The following is an 18,742-nucleotide window of genomic DNA, read 5'->3' as shown; positions in this document are numbered from 1 at the left end:
TTCATCCGTTTTGTCAGTCCTATCAGTTTATTGCTTTTCGATTGGCGCAAAGGCGGCAAGGAGACGCTTAATGCCTGTAGGGCTTGGGAAGGCAATATCAAGCTCTGTACTATCTCCACTACCTTTTACACTCACAACCGTGCCAACGCCCCATTTTTTATGAGCGGCTTTATCACCGACAGCCCAGCCAATGCTGCCGCCGCCTGTGTTTTGAATGGTTTGCGTTTGGGGACGTGAGACAGGCCCTCGTCTTTGCGGTCTTTCTCTCGTTTGGCCAAACGGTGTTTTCGTTTCTTTTTTCTCATTTAGGTTGTCCAATAAATCAGCTGGTATTTCTCTGATAAATCGTGATTCCAGATTCATGTTCGTCCGGCCGAATAACGTTCTCATCTTCGCACTTGATAAATAAAGCTCTTCTTCGGCCCGTGTGATCCCTACATAAGCAAGACGGCGCTCTTCTTCCATCTCGGCATCTTCCATTAATGAACGGCTGTGCGGGAAGACGCCTTCCTCCATGCCCATTAAGAACACAACGGGGAATTCCAGCCCTTTTGCGGCGTGAAGCGTCATTAAAATGACCGCATCCTGATCTTCTTCCTCAGCCTCATCCAGCTTATCAATGTCTGCGACGAGGGCGAGGTCTGTCAGGAAGGTGACAAGTGATTTATCTTCATTTTGTTCTTCAAAGTTTTTAGTGACCGATAGAAACTCGTCAATATTTTCTAAACGGCTTTGTGCTTCAATCGTTTTTTCGATCTTCAGCGCTTCACGGTAACCTGTTTTCTCTAGGATTTCTTCCGTTAATTCAGTGACAGATAAATAATCCTGCATGTTTGTCATTTGATCAATGAGCTGTTTGAACTCATCAAGTGCATTGGCTGCTCTTGCACTGAGTCCAATGAAATCCACCTGACCAAGTGCTTCAAACATAGAGAGATCATTCATTTCTGAGTATGCGGCAATTTTATCAACAGAAGTCGCCCCAATTCCTCGTTTTGGTACGTTGACAATGCGTGCAAAACTAATATCGTCATCTGGATTTGCCACAAGGCGTAAGTATGCCAAAATGTCCTTGATCTCTTTTCTGTCATAGAACTTCGTGCCGCCGACGATGTTGTATTGAATGTTCGCCTTCATTAACGTTTCCTCTATGACACGTGACTGGGCGTTCGTTCGATAGAGGATCGCAAAATCAGATAACTTACGCTTGCCGCTCTGATGAAGCTGACGAATCTTGCCAGCGACAAATTGACCTTCACCGAATTCATTATCTGCGCGGTAATAGGCAATCTTCGCTCCTTCGTCATTTTCTGTCCAAAGGTTTTTTGGCTTGCGGTTTGAATTGTTTTGAATGACCGTGTTTGCGGCATTCAGAATACGTTTAGTCGATCTGTAATTTTGCTCAAGCAAAATCACTTCACTGGACGGATAATCTTTTTCAAAGGAAAGAATGTTTGTAATATCCGCTCCACGCCAGCGATAGATAGACTGATCCGAGTCACCGACCACACATATATTTTGAAAACGCTGCGCGAGCAGTTTCACAAGCATGTACTGCGCTCTGTTTGTATCCTGATACTCGTCGACATGAATGTATTGGAATTTTCGCTGATAGTGTTCTAATACTTCAGGGATCCGCTCAAACAGACGAATCGTCATCATAATAAGATCATCAAAATCGAGTGACTGATTTTTGAGTAATCGTTTTTGATAATCTGTATAGACGTCACTGACGACTTGATCGTAAAAGTCACCGGCTGTTTTTGCGTATTCCTCTGCGTCAATGAGTTCGTTTTTTGCACTACTGATTGAACCTAAAATGCTACGTGGATCAAACTTTTTAGGATCAATATTTCGTTCTTTTAAAATGTTTTTAATGACTGAAAGCTGGTCAGATGTGTCTAATATAGAAAAGTTGCGATTCACACCAATACGGTCAATATCGCGTCGTAAAATGCGTACACACATGCTGTGGAACGTAGAAATCCAAATGTCATCCGCACCAGGCCCTAAAATGGCTTGTACACGCTCACGCATTTCTCTTGCTGCTTTATTTGTAAAGGTAATCGCTAAAATATTCCACGGCGCCACATGCTTTTCTGCCATTAAATACGCAATTCGATGCGTGAGCACTCGTGTTTTTCCACTACCTGCTCCTGCCATCAGTAGCAGCGGCCCGTCTGTTGCTTTGACCGCTTCTTTCTGCGCGTCATTCAGCCCTTCTAATAGATGATTCGATATTTCATTCATTTCATTCACCGCCAATTCGAACTTATGTTCTATTTTAACCCGTTTCGTCTTGTTTGACTATGATGACTTTTTCACTGCGTCGACTGTCTTTAACGCTTCTTTAAAATTGTCATAAATGACGTTCCCCACGACGACAACGTCTGCATGCTGTGCAAAGTCTTTCGCCTGCTCTTCGCTTTCAATACCGCCGCCATAAAATAGAACCGTTTCATGTAGCACTGCTTTGGTTTCTTTCACAAGCTCTATGTCTCCAAGCGTTCCACTGTATTCTAAGTAAAAGATGGGCAGTTTCATCAAGTGCTCTGCCACTCTCGCATATGCCCTTACGTCATCTATATCCAGTGCCGTATTTGCCTCTGTCAGCTTAGCCGCTTTACACTCTTCGTTTAAGATGACATATCCTTCCGGCACAATCTCTTCCATTGACATCAAATCACCGTATTCCTTCATCGCATCCTTATGTAGACCAACAATCCAATCAGGATGAGCGCTGTTTAACACAGTGGGGATAAAATACAGGTCAAAGCCAGGCACAATCATCTCATGTGTCGAGATTTCAAGGACACATGGCACAAGAAAGCGGCGCACCTTTGACATCAGTTGCAGCACGTTGTCTTCTGTCACGTTGTCACTGCCGCCAATTAAAATGGCATCCGTACCGGATTCACAAATCGCTTCAAGTTGTTCATCGGAAATCTCTTTATTTGGATCGAGTTTAAAGACATGCTTCCACTCGGTAACATCATACATGAAAAACGTTCCTCCATTCGTTTCATTCCATTTAAATATTATAACAAAATCAGACACCGCAAAAAATGGGTAACCTCCTTCACCTAAAAGTTTCATTCTTTTGAAAATAGTCGATTTTCACTTTAGGCGAGGTGAATGGAGACTATATGAAAGCTCCACTTCAAGAGGAGCTGAGGGAGATCAATAGATGGATACTGAACTGAAATGAGATCTACTTCATCTCATCACATGATATTATACATGAAAGGAACATTTGACTATCGATCAAGCAGGTGAATGATTTGAAAAGAACCATCACATATGATCAAACGATCGACATCGGATACATCTATCTCATCCCGCCTCGAATCGGGACAATCAAAGAAACCATTGAATTAGACGTGAATGAATGTGTGAACGTAGACATCGACAAAGAGGGCCGAGTGGCTGGGCTGGAGTTATTTGCAGAAGAAGCCAAGGTGTTGAAGCACACACCCGTTTATGAGGACGAGCTTTCGTTACGTTTTACGGATCAGGAAGTTCTCTCAACCTATCATTTATCGGGCATTGAATTTCTTTTCTCGACGCCTGATCACAATGGACTGATTGGTTTTACCATTGTCGATCCTCTTAAATATCATGTCAAAAGAAAGACAAGAAAAAACCGTTTTGATTGATTCAAAACGGTTTTTTAAAGCTATTGTCTCACTTCATTAAAATAATGAACAGATGTCATGGCCCCTTCATCGACCATCTTGTTGTCTTGAATATCTAACGGATCAGGGTGTCCAGCTTTTTCAGGAACCTTTTCATCTGATCGGAACATGCTTGCCCATTTTTTGAGATGCTGTTTATTTTTCACTGCTAATAACACTGCACCACCAACCCCTAATCCTGCAAGTACATACGCATTCGGACGCTTATTCATGTATGTTCCCTCCCCTTATGATCTTATTTGTAAGTTACCCCGCCTTTTCATTTCTAAACGTCACAATCTGTTGAAGTGGTTTCTCTTTCAATGAAAAGTGGAATAACAACAGTAATGATAGAGAAAAGAGGGGATTTTCGTGACAACAACTTTCATTGTCATTGGCGCATTATTAGTGATTTTTTTCATCATACCAATCATTTTATTCATCTGGATTTGGATGCGAGATGAAAAACAGGAAGAGCATTCTGTCCTACGAAATTATCCGATCATTGGAAAATTGCGGTTTATTTTTGAAAAAATAGGACCTGAGCTTCGTCAATATCTGTTTCTAAATGATCGAGAGGAGCTTCCTTTCTCAAGAAGAGAATACGAGCAGGCCGTCATGTCTGGAAAATACAACAGCCGGACAATGGGATTTGGTTCAAAACGTGATTTTGACAAGCCAGGTTATTACATTCGAAACGTCCTCTTTCCAAAGCAGCGAGATGAGTTACGCATCGATCAATCTGAAAAAATCCAAACAAAAGTGTATCAGATCGATCAAGACAATTTACTGAGAAGAAGTGAACATACCAAAGAGGTCGAAGCAAAACCTTACTATCTCCATCAAGAAGATGTACAAATCATTGGTGAACATACGTGCCAAAAACCCTTCCGCGTCAAAGGATTAATCGGTCAATCAGCCATGAGTTACGGCTCCTTAGGCGACCGGGCCATTACAGCATTATCCTCAGGATTAAAGATGGCTGGCGGTACGTGGATGAACACAGGTGAAGGCGGGCTTTCTCCCTATCACCTCAAAGGCGGAGCCGATATTATATGCCAGATTGGGCCTGGTCTATTTGGCGTGAGAACAGAGGATGGCGCTTTTTCCTTTGAAGAGTTTAAGAAAAAAAGCGAGCATGAGGAAGTCAAAGCCTTTGAGCTGAAGCTGGCTCAAGGAGCTAAAACACGCGGCGGACACATTGACGGTGAAAAGGTCACCGAAGAAATTGCAAGCATCCGTAAATTGCCGCCCCACCAATCCATTGACAGTCCAAATCGATTTGAGATGTTCCACTCCATTCCTGATATGTTTGATTTCATTGAACAGTTGCGAAATATAGGCGGAAAGCCTGTCGGCATCAAGCTTGTGGTCGGACATAAAGAAAACATTGAGGAACTTGCAGCGTACATGAAAAAAAGCGGAAAGCATCCTGATTTCATTACAGTAGATGGTGGAGAAGGCGGCACTGGTGCATCCTTTCATGAATTGGCAGATTCCGCAGGGCTGCCGATTTTCACGGCACTTCCAATGGTTCATCAAATATTGAAGGAATACGGTGTCAGAGATCAGGTAAAACTCTTTGCTTCTGGCAAACTTCTCTCACCTGATAAAATTGCGATTGCCCTTTCCATGGGTGCTGACTTTGTCAATATCGCACGGGGACTCATGTTTTCAGTCGGATGCATCCGCGCACAAGTATGCCATACGAATAAATGCCCAGTCGGGGTCGCAACAACTGATCCAAAGCTGCAAAAGGGTTTATCCATTGAAGAAAAGAAATACCGAGTCTGCAATTATATCCTGTCCCTTAGAGAAGGTTTGTTTAATTTATGCGCAGCAGCTGGAATTGAATCACCTATTCATTTTAACGAAAAACATATTATTTTTAGACAAGAAAACGGCCAGACAAGTGAAGTCCCTATGTTCGCAGGCACAGAGCAGTCTGTCTAGCTTAAAAAGGTCCGCAGTATGAAACGAAAGACTCAACAAATCATACAAGAAATGAACGCAAATACGCAGTCGTTTCCGGCGAATGTTTCTGACTACTGGCATCTGCCTCTACCAATGGGATTTATCTGTTGCACAAAATATGCGAACCATCGGTTTTAAGGAAGTAATCACTGATGACGATGAAGTGTCCTATGAAGGTGAACGATGGTTTATGGGAGAACTTGATGACATCAAATAGAGCCATTTCAAATGAAATGGCTCTACTTGTTCAACTTCAAAACGACAAATCATAAAGAATGTTTGCAGTGAAAGCTGCTTTATTTTGTTTCGTCCGTTGCTTGTTGCTCTGCTACGCGGTCAAGTGCCATCGTATAGGCATCATTTCCGTAGTTCAAGCAGCGTTTGACACGTGAGATGGTTGCAGTGCTTGCACCTGTCTCCGTCTCAATTTTATGATACGTGTTTCCCTCGCGAAGCATACGTGCTACTTCAAGACGCTGTGATAAAGATTGGATTTCATTGATGGTGCACAAATCATCAAAAAATCGATAACATTCTTCCAGGTCTTTAAGGGATAAGATGGAGTTGAATAGCTGATCTAAGCTTTTGCCCCTTAATTTATCAATTTGCATCTTTATACATCTTCTCCTTTACTATTGGCACACCGCTCCGCACTGACTTTTCCTAGAAAGCGGTATCTTTCCTGACTCATTTTTTTCAACCTCAGCAATGAGCTTTGAACGAATCATGACAGGTTTGGTTCTACGCTGAAAATGCCATCAGGTTCTTTCGTAAGCCGAAGCTTCTTTATCGTAAACAAATTCGACAAGTTTTGTCATATTCCTTGTGCGACAATCTGACAAACTTGTTTGCCTCCGATATCTAGAACACTTCTGCTCTGTTAAGTCTTTCTCTAAAAAAAAGTATGTGTAGAAAGCTTGGCGAGACGACAAACCTGCGCCCCGCCTTGCTTAATTATTCAAAATATGTTGGTCGGCCAGCGTAACCGACAGATTCATTTTACAATTGGGCACTTCATTCGTCATGTCAAAGCCCTATGCTTTGTCACCATATCTAGCAGCGAAGAGATCCATTGCTCACTCCTGCCCTATAACAGCGGTCAGAAATCTAGCAAATATGATACAGCTCCACTCTGTTATATTTTAACGCATTATAGACGGAAAGAGTACAGTTTTTTTCATGACATCAAATATTCCTCTTGGTGTCACTCGAATATACGGCAAGTGTGTGCTTTGGAAAAAGACAAGTGTATCAATTGGGCAGTCAAATGGATACCCGCGCTCAATGAGTAGCTCGCGTAACGTTTGCTCCTGCTGAAGAACCGTTTCAAACGGTTCAGCTGATGCACAGCCTGATAATTGCAGCGGGATTTCATGCAAAATCTTTCCGTTTTCTGTGAGCACGATTCCTCCGCCAATTTCTTTCATTCGCTTATGAGCAAGCATCATATCATCTTTATTTTTCCCAATCACTAAAATGTCACCAGTGGTTGAAAATGAGCTGACAAACCCTTGCACCTTGTTTGCAAATCCTTTTAACATTGTGTTCACGCGCCACTCGCCTTTTCGATCAATCAGGCTGAAGAAGCTTTGATCATGGTCACAGGACAGCTGATTGACAGAGTTATCAATCTCCACTGTATAAGGCTCCATGATGACAGAATTTCGCATTTTGACACCAAGAGGCATTGAGAATTGCAAGTCACTCATTGTCAGGTCATAGCTTAAATCTAATGGTTCAAGCCCGCCATTTTCCCATTTTGTCTCTTGGAATTGATGCTGGTTCTCCCCTTCTAATTTCAGGATTATCCCTTTAGAAATCACCGTTTCTGGATTTGGATTCATCGGATCATCTAAAATATTCAAAGAAGCCAATCGGCCAGGACCGACCACGCCTAATAAGTCATCAATTTGATAGTATTTCGCAATGTTAAAAGTCGCCATATTGTACGCATCAATAGTAGGCACGCCTTCTTCAAGGGCAATGGAAATGAGACGATTGATCATGCCTTCTTCATAAAAGTGAGGCGCTGATCCATCTGTTGTATAGAAAAAGTGATCGTAGTGCCTAAAGTCACGCTCATGCAATTCCCTTAAAATGTTCACTAAATCTGGGCGGATGGAAGAATGACGCAAGGACACATGATAACCTAGAGACAAGCGTTTGAGCACATCATCTGCATTCATTGCTTCATGATCACTGTCCGCTCCAAACAGCTTCATTTTTGTTAGCGTTTTCTCAGAAGCCCCAGGGAAATGCCCTTCAATTCGTTTTCTCTGCTTCTTCGTTTCTTGCATGCAATATAAAATGAGATCATCACCGTCCATTAATCTTGGCCAGCTCGTTAATTCGCCGCCTTGTAGGACGTCGGGATGATCAATCCATTCTTTCCGATAGTTAATAGGGAGCATCTCATCTTCATACCTGACCTCGGTTTGAAGATCGTATCTGGACCACCAGAAATACTGAAATGGCTGCTTTTTTAATTCGCATAGAGTGGAAAGCGCTTTCTTTTCATTGCTTTGCAAAAGAAGAAATAAGTTATCGCTGACCATCGTTGTTGTGCCAAATTGAGACACATATTCTGCAAGTGATTGGGGATTATAAATATGGAACGGATGCGCGTGAGGTTCAATATACCCCGGCACAATGTATTTACCTTCACAATCAATCACACGTTTAGCTGATTTATTTTGAGGAAGCTCTGCTCCGACATAAACAATTCGATCATCATGTATCCAAATATTTGCCTTCACCCATTGCTTCAAAAACGGGTTTAGCACGAGTCCATTCGTTAAAAGGAGTGTTGGAACTATTTTTGAGTCGACTACATCGATTTGTGTGCGGATGTCATTGTTTCTCCAATTAAAAGTACGTTCGGACATTCACATACTCTCCTTCATTTGTATTAGCCCTATCGTAACATAACGAACCACGTTACGCATTAATGAAACGTTACAATTTCTTGAAATCACACTTAAAATAATTTAAAAAAGGAGAATCACTTGCAATGAAACCTAATCTTGGCTTAATGGAAGCGCTCATGAGAATTGCCTGCGGAATGACGATATGTACTGTAGCTGGATCCTTATATGCTCGAAAACCATGGAGTAAAATGCTGCTTTTTGGCATCATGCTCGGTGGATTAAAATTGGGTTCTGGTATTCTTCGTTTTTGTCCAGTGACCTATATGTGTGAACAGCAGAATACACATAAAGAGAAGGCTGAGTAGACAGCCTTCTTTTTTTGTGTGTGAATCATTCCGCTGCTTCGCACCATTTGACCAACGTACCAGCAATGATTTCTGCTGCTTCAATGACATGTTTGATCTCAATAGATTCATTCGGGAAATGGGCAAGCTCTGTCGTTCCAGGTCCAAACACAATGATTGGGATATCCGCTGCTTGTGACAGTAATCCGCCGTCTGTCCCCCAAGGGGCGGCTTCTACCTTTGGCGGGTGCTGCATGACCTCTTCATATTGTTCCTTCAATAGACCTAAAAGCGGGTGATCAGAGTCGATTGACCCTGGAAGCCACCTAGCACCAAACCACTCCACCTCCACTGGATGTTCTTGAAACCAATCATCCTTTTCAGCGAGTCCAGTCATCCAATTTTCTAATTCCTTCTCTGCCTGCTCAACTGTCTCACCTGGCATCACACCAAGCCTGCCTTCCATTGTGACAAGATCTGCGACAGAGGACGGCCAATCACCGCCTTGAATTTTCCCAATGTTGATTGGAATTGGAATCGGAATATGCTGAAACAGCGGCTCCGTCACTCGCTGATTTCTTTCTTTTTCTAGTGCCGCTATATGAGAAAGGACCACCGTGCTCTTTTCAATAGCAGAAACACCGTGATACCTTGTTCCGCCATGAGCTGCCCTTCCTTTAATATGCAACCTAAACCACTTTGACCCTTGCTGAATCGGAAAAATGTTCATATGACTTGGCTCTGGAATGATGGCAGCATCCGCTGTGTACCCTTTCAATATTGCTGCAAGTGTGCCTGCTCCGCCGCTTTCCTCTTCGACGACACTATGAAACACCACATCTCCTTTCAGGGGAATCTGAAGCGCATGCAGTGCCTCAAGCGCAAAGAGTAAAGAAACGTTTCCACCTTTCATATCTGTTGCCCCGCGTCCATAAAGTCTCCCGTTTATGATATGCCCGCTGTAAGGCGGATATGTCCATTGATTCGTATCTCCTGCCGGAACCACATCTACGTGCCCGTTTAATAAAATTGATTTGCCGCCACCTTTTCCTTTCAATCGCCCAGCAACATTGGGACTCCCTTGAAAAGATCGGCGCGGGGAATAAAAATAAGGATGCTCTAGTAATTCATCGCCGCCAATTTCCCAAACGTCTACATCAAAGCCAATGGCGGACAGTTTATTGGCCACGATCTGCTGAACCTCTTCTTCATTTCCTTGGGTGCTGTCACATTGCACCATTTGCTGAAGAAGCGTAATGGCTTCATCCTGATGCTCTTTCATCCAGTTTCTGATACGTGTCATTGGCTGCAAGTCGTTCATCCTTTCTACACAACAGATTTGACATCAGGCGCTAAAATTAATGGCGCTTCAGTCGCCCTTATGACATCTTCCGGCTGAAATGGCGGCATGACTTCACGTAAAATGAGTAGCTGAGACTTAACCTCAATGACCGCCATATCCGTAATAATCAAATCGACACACGCTTTAGCGGTTAACGGCAATGTACAAGCCGTTTTCACTTTAGATCGACCGTGTTTATCCAGATGGCTCATCACCACCACCACTTTTTTCGCTTTTTGCGCCAGCTCAATCGCTCCGCCCATACCCGGTACTCTTTTCCCCGGTACAATCCAGTTGGCAAGATCCCCTTTACTGCTTACTTCAAGTGCACCCAAAATCGTCATATCCAGCATACCTTTTCGAATGATGCCAAAAGCAGTCGTACTGTCCATGTACGAGCCGCCCTTTGTCAACGTAATGGGAAAACCACCGGCATTGCACAAATTCGGATCTTCTTCCCCTTGCAGAGGCGAGGCACCTGCCCCCATAATGCCGTTTTCTGCATGCAGCCACACCTCGTAATGTGATGGAATGTAATCTGCTGCTAGGGTCGGAATGCCGATCCCAAGATTCACAATCATGCCATCTTCAATTTCTTGTGCTGCTCTTTTAGCAATGCGGTGTCTTAAATCGATGTCTCCCATGCCCATGTCCAGTTCACTCCTTTTGATTGCACGATTTGATTCACAAATACGCCTGGCGTCACGATTTCTTCTGGATCGAGCTGCCCCGCTGCCACAATTTCTTCTGCCTCCGCAATGGTCCAGTCTCCTGCCATCGCCACAATCGGATTTGTATTCCGTGCGCTTTTATCAAAAATGAGGTTTCCCACTTCATCTGCTTTGTAGGCATTGACGATGGCAATATCCGCTGTGAGCGCAGGCTCCAACATATAATTCTTCCCATTCAGCTCAACCAATTGTTTCTCATCGAGATTCAGGCTATCCATCCCAACATCTGTCACAATGCCCGCCAGCCCCATTCCGCCTGCTCTGATTTTTTCTGCAAGAATGCCCTGCGGGTAAAAATGAACGTCTAATGTACCAGCCTGCATTTTCTGTCCCGCAATGGGATTTGAGCCGATATGAGAGGCGATGATTTTTTTCACTCTTCCTTCTGTGATGAGCCTGCCCACACCAATTTGCGGGAAACCTGCATCATTTCCGATCAATGTCAGATCTTGAATATTTGCTTCCAAAATGGCATCAATCAACGATGGTGGTGAACCCACGCCGCCAAATCCGCCAAACATGATGGTCATGCCATCTTTTAATCGCGTCATCACTTCATCCAAACCCACAGTTTTGTTCATGTTCGTTCCTCCTTACATAGCAGATGGGAAAAATCCTCGATTGATCACTTCTTGTTCGACTTGTGTGATGGTCTGCCCGAATAAATCAATGAGTTCATCCATTTCCTGCTGTGTGATGGAAAGCGGCGGTGCGATCATAACCGCTGCGCCTCCGACTCCATCCTCTCCAGCGCTTGCTGGATACACCAGCAGTCCATTTTGTTTTGCCGTTTCAACAACGAGATTGGTTATCTGGGCATGTGCTGGAAATGGCGTTTTGGATAAACGATCTGCGACAAACTCAATGCCAATAAGCAATCCCTTCCCTCTTACATCCCCTATGATGGAATGGGCTACTTGCAGATCTTTTAAAGCATTCATCATGTATCGCCCAGAAAGGTCAGCCCGGTCGGGAAGCTGATGTTTTTTCATATATCGAATGACCGCTAATGAAACGGCTGCTGAAAGCGGATTGGCACTATATGTGTGCCCTGCCATGACAGAGCCGGAGCCGCTGATAATCGGTACCATCACACGATCCGTTGAGACAACTGCTGCAATTGGAGAATAACCTGCGCTCATGCCCTTTCCAAGAACCATGATATCTGGTACCGTACCCCAATGTTCCATTGCAAACATTTTTCCAGTTCGTCCAAAGCCCGTCATGACTTCATCTGCGATCATTAAAATGTCGTTTTCTTCACAGACACGCTTCATCGCTTCGAAATATCCGTCTGGTGGCAGGAGCGCCGCTCCCGCTGCGCCAACAATCGGTTCAGCAATCAATGCGGCGATCCTCTCTTTTCCTATACGCTGGATGACGGTTTTAAATTCCTGAACATACCACTCGACCTGCTTGCTGTCTTCCTTTGGCAGCCATGACCGGTAGCTATAGGGCGGAGACAGCACTGGGTGCTTTTCAAGCAGTGGTTCAAAGCGCTCTCTCCTTGCAATATGACCTGACATTGACAGCGCCCCTAATGTAATACCGTGGTAACTCATCCATCTTGAGATGATATGATTTTTTTCCGTCTTCCCCTGCTCTTGCCAATGCTGAATCGCCATTTTCATAGCAGTTTCCGTTGCCTCTGAACCGCTCCCTACAAAAAAAGACCAGTTCAGATCACCTGGGCAAAGTGTACTCAATTCATACGCTAGTTCTTCCGCTGGTTCATTCGTAAATTGTGATCTGTACGTAAAGCTCACCTTGTTCGCTTGCTCCGTCATCGCATCAATAATCTCTTGTATGCCATGTCCAATACTTGCCGTGACTGCCCCTGATGAGCCATCTATATATTTTTTTCCGTCCCGATCATATAAATAAATCCCCTCTCCTCTCACAGCCACAGGATATTGCTGATTTAACATCGGTTTGATTAAGTAATCCCGGGTCTCCACTTTGTCATTCCTCCCTCTCTTGTCAGCAGCTGCACTTTTCTTTTTACATGAATCGCAAGAAAATTTTGTATACTTGGTATAAGATTAGCTTAATCAAGAGGGCAGTCATCCTCCATTCGCCATATGCCTGAATTTCACGCGTGTTTTTTATACATGGTGTATAAGAGTGTTCAAAAGGAGGTCATGAGTCTATGGCGATTCTCGTCAAAGATGCACTCTCGCTCGATATGATGAAAGAAACCAAACTGCTTGCTGGAGAAAATGGACTGGATCGTCTTATCCAGTGGGTGACCATTGTGGAAATTATTGAGGACACGTCTAGACTTTCCGAAGGAGAATTACTTGTTACAACTGGATTTGGACTGACAGAAAATAAAGAAAGACGCATCCGGCTTGAAAAATTGATTCAATCTCATCGTCTTTCAGCCATTGCCATCTATAAAGGCGTGTACTTAACGGAAATTCCCGCATCACTCATTGAAGCCGCCGAAAATAGCGGTATTCCGCTCATCGAGATTCCGCCCCATGTCAATTTTTCAGACATCACAAAAGCCGTTCTAGAACAAATCGTCAGCAGTCAGCTCCATCAGCTCAAATATTCTTCTGCGATTCATCAAAGACTGACCCATTTAAATGTGAGCAATAAAAATGTCACGCAAATTACGGATGAACTGGCACATCTCACAGCAGCAAATATCGTGGTGCTGGATGTGTTTTTGCACCAAACAGCAGCTCATCTCGAAACAGACGAAGTGACCTATTCTCCTGCTTTTGGCTTTCTAACAGATGACGAACCGATTGAAACCTCTTCTCTGCTCAAGCAGGCAGAGGAAAAAGGTCGGCTCGTCTATGACACATATGGTGCGTTTGTTCTAGCGGCATGCCCCGTGATTGCAATGGGGGATATTTTCGGGTTCATTGTGGCGTTAAAGAAAAAAGAGACGTGGCACCATCTCGATGCCATCGCCATTGAGCATGCCGGTGCGGTGTATGCGATTGAATGGTTGAAACAAAAAGCCATTCAAGATACAGAAAACCAAATGCAGGGGCATTTATTGGATGATATGCTGCAACAGCAATACACAGAAGAAAGTTATGTCATCGAACAAGCAAGAAAGCTGCAATATGATATGAGTGAGGAACAAGTCGTCATCTACTTTCAATTTCAGCATCAGCACACACAGCTCGATCATCAAATGGTGCAGCGCCTATCCCAATTGCTCACATCCATTTTTGAACGCAGACAAATTCCTTTTTTATTAAAGGCAAGGCTTGATTCCATTTTCGTCTTGACGCCTGCAGGGAAAAGCACGTATCAAGAAACAAATTGGTATCGCGCATCAGAAGAATGCTGCAGTACTTGGTCTTATTTTTTCCCCGTCCATCCCATTGTGATTGGTATTGGAAGAGCCTACGACCAGATCAGTCTCTTTGCCAAAAGTGCAAAAGAAGCCCAGTATGCAGCAAGGCTTCTTCCTCTTTTGAAAACAGATGACAGCATCATTCATTATCAGAAGCTCGGTCTATATGGAATGCTGCTTGAAATGAACGAAGCCGGAATGAATTTGCATGACTTTTACGTGGAGCTGTTAAGCCCGCTGCTTTATACAAAAAAACAAGGAGCTGACCTCATTCATACACTCGAAGTGTATTTGGCACATAATGAAAATATTCAAAAGTCAGCGGGGGAATTGTTTATTCACCGGCATACGTTAAGCTACCGGTTGAAACAAATTGAAACGAGAACAGGCTGCAGCCTCAAATCCACTGATGATCGGATGAAGCTGCAGCTAAGTATTATGGCGTACCGCCTATCTGGTCTGCTTGATCAGATGAGAACCATTTCATGATTCATTTGGCGTTTTGACCCATAGATTCATATCTTCAATTTTGTCAAAAATATAGCAGTTGTTTTGAAAGCGTCCGGTGTATGTATACCCGAGCTGATAAAATACTTGATTCATTCCATAGGACAGTGCACGGGCGAGAGAATAAAAGACATAAATGTGCATGGATTGAAGCTCTTGTTCGAGGGCTAGAATCAAATGATGCATGAATCCTAGTTTTCTGTATGTGGGAAGGGTTGCACAATCTGTTAATTCTGCATGACCATACGGTACATTGATTTCAGCAGAAGCGGCACTTACAAGTTGACCGTCATGTTCAACGGCATAAAAAACCGTCCCTTCCTCCATTACCTTTCGGATGTAATCTGGCTCATTCATTGGTGTGGGGTACGTTTCAAAGACCGTATCATAGAGCGCTGCCAGCTTGTGCACATCCTCTGGACCGGCTTTCCTCATCACATACTCATCCTGCCACACGCCTTGATTTTTTTTAATCGGCTTTTCTTGAATAGACGTAACGATTTCATCTTCCTTCAGCCAAAACGGGCTGTTCATTCGATCTTCGGTCAGAAAGAGCGACATGCCGTATGCATCACTTCCGAGGAAATAATGAGAAAACACACCTTCAAGCCGAAAGCCTTTTGCTAAAAAAAGCGGCATATGCTCACGCCTTACTTTTACAATGACCTTAGACGCCTTGCAGTCCGCCGCTTCCTGAAGCACGGACTGAATCACATCCTGCACCCTGCCGCTATAGTCATCCAAACGAATTCGCTCATTAAATGGATCCATACAGATCAAAGCAGAAAAACGCTCGTTTGCAAGTTTCTTCAATTGCACCATACACTCATTCCCCTCTTAGCTAATGAAAAACTTCCAAATTAAAAATGAAGAAATAGCAATGCCAGAAAAAATGGATAGGATCATATAACTAATGGCTACGCCTTTTTTCAATTTATTCTGCTTAATGGCAGTCACCATGATGTTATTTATAGTTATGAGATATAAAATAAGCATGACGTTTGCAAAGATGATAAATGCTTTGATTTCCATGTTTCCTCCCTAAATTTATTCGTAATCCCATACTACTTCTTCATAACCTGCCCGCATCCCTCTATGAACAGAAGAAGAAAAAACACCTTTCCATCTCGTCAGATAGAAAGGTGTTTTGATTAGACGTTTTTCCCCGCAGCCTTCAGCGCACGGGCGCCAATGTCACGGCGATAAAATAAACCTGGCTGAATGATTTCTTCAACCGCTTCATACACTCTTGATCTTGCCGCTTCAAATGTGTCGTCAAATGCGGTCACATTTGCTACACGGCCGCCATTTGTGACGAATTGATCGTTTTCCTTTTTCGTTCCTGCATGGAAGGTGACGACATCAGAGACCGTTGTTTGCAAAGCACCGATTGGTGTGCCTTTTGCGTAGTCTTCCGGGTATCCTTCTGATGCCAGAACGACACTGACAGCGGCTGTGTCTTTCCACTGCAAGTCCACATCTTTTCCATCTAGAATGTCGAGGAATACTTGGACTAGATCTGATTCAAGACGAGGGAGCACTACTTGCGTTTCAGGGTCGCCAAAGCGTGCATTGAACTCAATGACTTTTGAGCCTTCTGGTGTTAGCATTAAGCCTGCATATAAAATGCCTGTAAACGAACGCTCTTCCTGCACCATCGCGCGAGCTGCTGGTTTGACTACGTCTTCCACCGCTTTTTGTACCACTTCATCTGAAATTTGTGGAACCGGTGAATAAGCACCCATCCCGCCGGTGTTTGGTCCTTTGTCATCTTCAAATGCCCGTTTATGATCCTGTGCGATCACCATCGGATACACCTTTTCTCCATTGACAAAGGCCATCAGAGAAAACTCTTCACCTGTTAAAAATTCTTCAATGACAACCGATGCACTCGCATCGCCAAACTTTTCGTCCTCTAAAAAGTCATGCAGGCAGTTGATTGCCTCTTCAAGCGTCATTGCCACAGTCACACCTTTTCCTGCTGCAAGCCCATCTGCTTTAATGACAATTGGGGCACCCTTTTCTTCCACATATGCCTTCGCTTCTTCAAACGATGTAAAAGTGGCGTAAGCGGCTGTCGGGATCTCATAATTTTTCATTAAGTCCTTTGCAAATTCTTTTGAGCCTTCAATGACTGCGGCTTTTGCATTCGGTCCAAATACCTTTAGACCTGCTTCTTCAAATGCATCGACGACACCTGCAATTAAAGGAACCTCTGGACCGACAATTGTTAAGCCAATGTTATTGTCTTTTGCAAAACGAATTAACGCCTCATGATCGCCTTCGTCGATCGGTACAAGCTTTGCTGCGTCTGTCATTCCATCATTGCCGGGTGCGACAAATACTTGGCTGACAAGTTCGCTTTGATTCACTTTCCATGCGATGGTATGCTCTCTTCCGCCTCTGCCGATAATTAATACGTTCACACTGTCATCCCCTTAATGTTTGAAATGTCTAACGCCAGTGAAGACCATGGCGATGCCGTATTCATCTGCTTTTTGGATCGATTCTTCATCACGAATGGAACCACCTGGCTGGATGATCGCTGTGACGCCTGCCTTTGCAGCAGCTTCCACTGTATCGCCCATTGGGAAAAATGCATCAGAACCTAGTGCACTGCCTTTTGCCTTTTCACCTGCTTGCTCAATCGCAATGTTAGCCGAGCCAACACGGTTCATTTGACCAGCACCAATACCTGCTGTCATTTGATCCTTCGCTAGAACGATGGCATTTGATTTCACATGTTTGACGACTTTCCAAGCGAGCTTTAAGTCTTTCCATTCGTCTTCAGTCGGCTCTCTTTTCGTTGGAATAGAGATCGTTGCTTCCTCTAAGCCGTATGTGTCGATATCCTGAACGAGCAATCCACCATGAACACTTGTGAGCTGCTTTTCTTTTTTCCCAAGACCTGCTTCTACATCTAATGTTAGTAGACGAAGGTTCTTTTTCGCTGTTAGCACATCAAGTGCTTCTTGGCTAAACGATGGTGCGATGACGATTTCTAAGAAAATCGTATGGAGCACCTCAGCCGTTTGCTTGTCTACTTCACGATTAAGCGCCACAATGCCGCCGAAAATAGATGTTTCATCTGCTTTAAATGCACGATCAAATGCTTCTGCAATCGTTTCTCCTGTCCCAACACCACATGGGTTCATATGCTTTACAGCCACAGCCGCTGGCTCCGTAAATTCACGTACAATTTGAAGTGCTGCATCTGCATCTTTGATGTTGTTGTAGGAAAGTTCTTTTCCATGTAATTGCGTTGCAGTAGCTAAAGAGCCTTTGCTTGGAAGCGCATTTTCATAGAACGTCGCCGCTTGGTGTGGGTTTTCTCCATAACGAAGAGATTGCTTTTTCTCAAATGTGACTGTGAACTGTTCTGGCTCTGTTTCGCCAACAAAGTTCGTTAAGTAATCCGCAATCAGGGCATCGTAAGCAGCTGTATGACGGAATACTTTTGCTGCAAGCTCACGTTTTTTCTCTAGTGAGACGCCGCCTTCTTTAATTTGTTGAACGACAGAATCATAATCACGCGGGTCTACAATCACAGTGACGTCCTGATGGTTTTTAGAAGCAGCACGAAGCATACCCGGTCCGCCAATATCAATGTTTTCAATCGCTTCTTCATACGTGACATCGTCTTTAGAAATGGTCTCTTTGAATGGATATAGATTCACAACGACAAGATCAATCGGCTGAATGCCGTGCTTTTCAATCTGTGCCATATGCTCATCGTTTTCTCTCACTGCTAACAGTCCACCGTGAATGTTCGGATGAAGTGTTTTGAGTCGTCCGTCCATGATTTCTGGGAAGCCAGTCACTTCAGAAATACCAATGACATCAATGCCGTTCTCTTGAAGAAGTTTGTGTGTACCACCAGTTGAAATCACTTCAACGCCAAGTTCTGTTAGTTCTTTCACAAAAGGTACAAGATTTGTTTTATCGGAAACACTGATTAATGCGCGTTTGATCGTCATGCCTTTG

General features: G+C 43.8%; 17 protein-coding genes and 1 pseudogene. 5 read left to right on the top strand and 13 right to left on the bottom strand.

Annotation, left to right across the window (positions count from 1 at the left end; genetic code table 11):
- Positions 1-27: 27 nt before the first annotated feature.
- Positions 28-2,250: a DNA helicase PcrA gene (gene pcrA / locus ACSBQP_RS16145; RefSeq protein WP_072367864.1), complete on the bottom strand. Its 2,223-nt coding sequence runs from the start codon at positions 2,248-2,250 to the stop codon at positions 28-30.
- A 57-nt stretch (positions 2,251-2,307) separates the two neighbouring features.
- The gene (locus tag ACSBQP_RS16140) at positions 2,308-3,000 is read right to left on the bottom strand and encodes a heptaprenylglyceryl phosphate synthase (RefSeq protein ID WP_008344257.1); all 693 of its coding nucleotides are present in this window, start codon (positions 2,998-3,000) and stop codon (positions 2,308-2,310) included.
- 281 nt (positions 3,001-3,281) lie between these two features.
- Between ACSBQP_RS16140 and ACSBQP_RS16135 the strand changes: the two genes are divergently transcribed.
- Entirely contained in the window at positions 3,282-3,656 is a 375-nt protein-coding gene (locus ACSBQP_RS16135) for a DUF2283 domain-containing protein (RefSeq protein WP_113747741.1), read from the top strand.
- Between the two features lie 20 nt (positions 3,657-3,676).
- Here ACSBQP_RS16135 and ACSBQP_RS16130 read toward each other — a convergent pair whose 3' ends face one another.
- Positions 3,677-3,907, bottom strand: a complete 231-nt coding sequence (locus ACSBQP_RS16130) for a hypothetical protein (RefSeq protein ID WP_017366762.1) — start codon at positions 3,905-3,907, stop codon at positions 3,677-3,679.
- A 139-nt stretch (positions 3,908-4,046) separates the two neighbouring features.
- Here ACSBQP_RS16130 and ACSBQP_RS16125 point away from each other — a divergent pair, with 139 nt between their 5' ends.
- Positions 4,047-5,627 (top strand): FMN-binding glutamate synthase family protein, encoded by a 1,581-nt coding sequence (locus tag ACSBQP_RS16125; RefSeq protein WP_435028618.1) that lies wholly within the window; start codon positions 4,047-4,049, stop codon positions 5,625-5,627.
- An 82-nt stretch (positions 5,628-5,709) separates the two neighbouring features.
- Positions 5,710-5,799 (top strand): annotated as a pseudogene (locus ACSBQP_RS16120) (hypothetical protein); the annotation flags it as partial.
- Between the two features lie 145 nt (positions 5,800-5,944).
- Here the strand turns inward: ACSBQP_RS16120 and ACSBQP_RS16115 are convergent.
- Together ACSBQP_RS16115 and ACSBQP_RS16110 are read right to left on the bottom strand one after the other, a co-directional pair.
- Positions 5,945-6,259 carry a YerC/YecD family TrpR-related protein gene (locus tag ACSBQP_RS16115; RefSeq protein ID WP_007496879.1) on the bottom strand — a complete coding sequence of 105 codons (315 nt, stop codon included), beginning with the start codon at positions 6,257-6,259 and terminating at the stop codon, positions 5,945-5,947.
- Positions 6,260-6,790: 531 nt separating this feature from the next.
- Positions 6,791-8,533, bottom strand: a complete 1,743-nt coding sequence (locus ACSBQP_RS16110; protein ID WP_282746697.1) for an adenine deaminase C-terminal domain-containing protein — start codon at positions 8,531-8,533, stop codon at positions 6,791-6,793.
- Between the two features lie 125 nt (positions 8,534-8,658).
- On the opposite strand from ACSBQP_RS16110, the gene ACSBQP_RS16105 reads away from it, so the two are divergent.
- Entirely contained in the window at positions 8,659-8,880 is a 222-nt protein-coding gene (locus ACSBQP_RS16105) for a YgaP family membrane protein (protein WP_008344274.1), read from the top strand.
- Between the two features lie 25 nt (positions 8,881-8,905).
- Here ACSBQP_RS16105 and ACSBQP_RS16100 read toward each other — a convergent pair whose 3' ends face one another.
- Genes ACSBQP_RS16100 through ACSBQP_RS16085 form a run of 4 tightly spaced genes read right to left on the bottom strand, consistent with a single transcriptional unit; the run spans position 8,906 to position 12,890 of the window.
- Entirely contained in the window at positions 8,906-10,171 is a 1,266-nt protein-coding gene (locus ACSBQP_RS16100) for a peptidase (RefSeq protein ID WP_041093187.1), read from the bottom strand.
- Between the two features lie 14 nt (positions 10,172-10,185).
- On the bottom strand, positions 10,186-10,851 hold the full coding sequence (locus ACSBQP_RS16095) for a 3-oxoacid CoA-transferase subunit B (RefSeq protein ID WP_017366757.1): 666 nt from the start codon (positions 10,849-10,851) through the stop codon (positions 10,186-10,188).
- Positions 10,827-11,513 (bottom strand): CoA transferase subunit A, encoded by a 687-nt coding sequence (locus tag ACSBQP_RS16090; RefSeq protein WP_008344277.1) that lies wholly within the window; start codon positions 11,511-11,513, stop codon positions 10,827-10,829. Before ACSBQP_RS16090 ends, ACSBQP_RS16095 begins: the two co-directional genes overlap by 25 nt.
- A 12-nt stretch (positions 11,514-11,525) precedes the next feature.
- Positions 11,526-12,890, bottom strand: coding sequence for an aspartate aminotransferase family protein (locus ACSBQP_RS16085; protein WP_435028617.1), 1,365 nt, complete (start codon positions 12,888-12,890; stop codon positions 11,526-11,528).
- A 191-nt stretch (positions 12,891-13,081) separates the two neighbouring features.
- Here ACSBQP_RS16085 and ACSBQP_RS16080 point away from each other — a divergent pair, with 191 nt between their 5' ends.
- Positions 13,082-14,740 carry a PucR family transcriptional regulator gene (locus ACSBQP_RS16080; protein ID WP_165378775.1) on the top strand — a complete coding sequence of 553 codons (1,659 nt, stop codon included), beginning with the start codon at positions 13,082-13,084 and terminating at the stop codon, positions 14,738-14,740.
- Here the strand turns inward: ACSBQP_RS16080 and ablB are convergent.
- From ablB to purH, 4 genes are all read right to left on the bottom strand, one after another.
- Complete coding sequence (gene ablB, locus ACSBQP_RS16075; protein ID WP_254001068.1) at positions 14,735-15,580, bottom strand: putative beta-lysine N-acetyltransferase; 846 nt, start codon at positions 15,578-15,580, stop codon at positions 14,735-14,737. The genes ACSBQP_RS16080 and ablB overlap by 6 nt on opposite strands.
- A 15-nt stretch (positions 15,581-15,595) precedes the next feature.
- The gene (locus ACSBQP_RS16070; RefSeq protein ID WP_341298060.1) at positions 15,596-15,790 is read right to left on the bottom strand and encodes a hypothetical protein; all 195 of its coding nucleotides are present in this window, start codon (positions 15,788-15,790) and stop codon (positions 15,596-15,598) included.
- A gap of 119 nt (positions 15,791-15,909) precedes the next feature.
- Complete coding sequence (purD, locus tag ACSBQP_RS16065) at positions 15,910-17,184, bottom strand: phosphoribosylamine--glycine ligase (RefSeq protein ID WP_024719399.1); 1,275 nt, start codon at positions 17,182-17,184, stop codon at positions 15,910-15,912.
- Positions 17,185-17,196: 12 nt separating this feature from the next.
- Entirely contained in the window at positions 17,197-18,735 is a 1,539-nt protein-coding gene (purH, locus tag ACSBQP_RS16060) for a bifunctional phosphoribosylaminoimidazolecarboxamide formyltransferase/IMP cyclohydrolase (protein ID WP_435028616.1), read from the bottom strand.
- Positions 18,736-18,742 lie beyond the last annotated feature (7 nt).

The organism is Bacillus sp. G402, assembly GCF_051172515.1.
In the GTDB taxonomy this organism is placed as follows: domain Bacteria; phylum Bacillota; class Bacilli; order Bacillales; family Bacillaceae; genus Bacillus; species Bacillus altitudinis.
The sequence above is the reverse complement of the archived record's forward strand: the minus strand, read 5'-3'. Positions and strand labels throughout refer to the sequence as shown.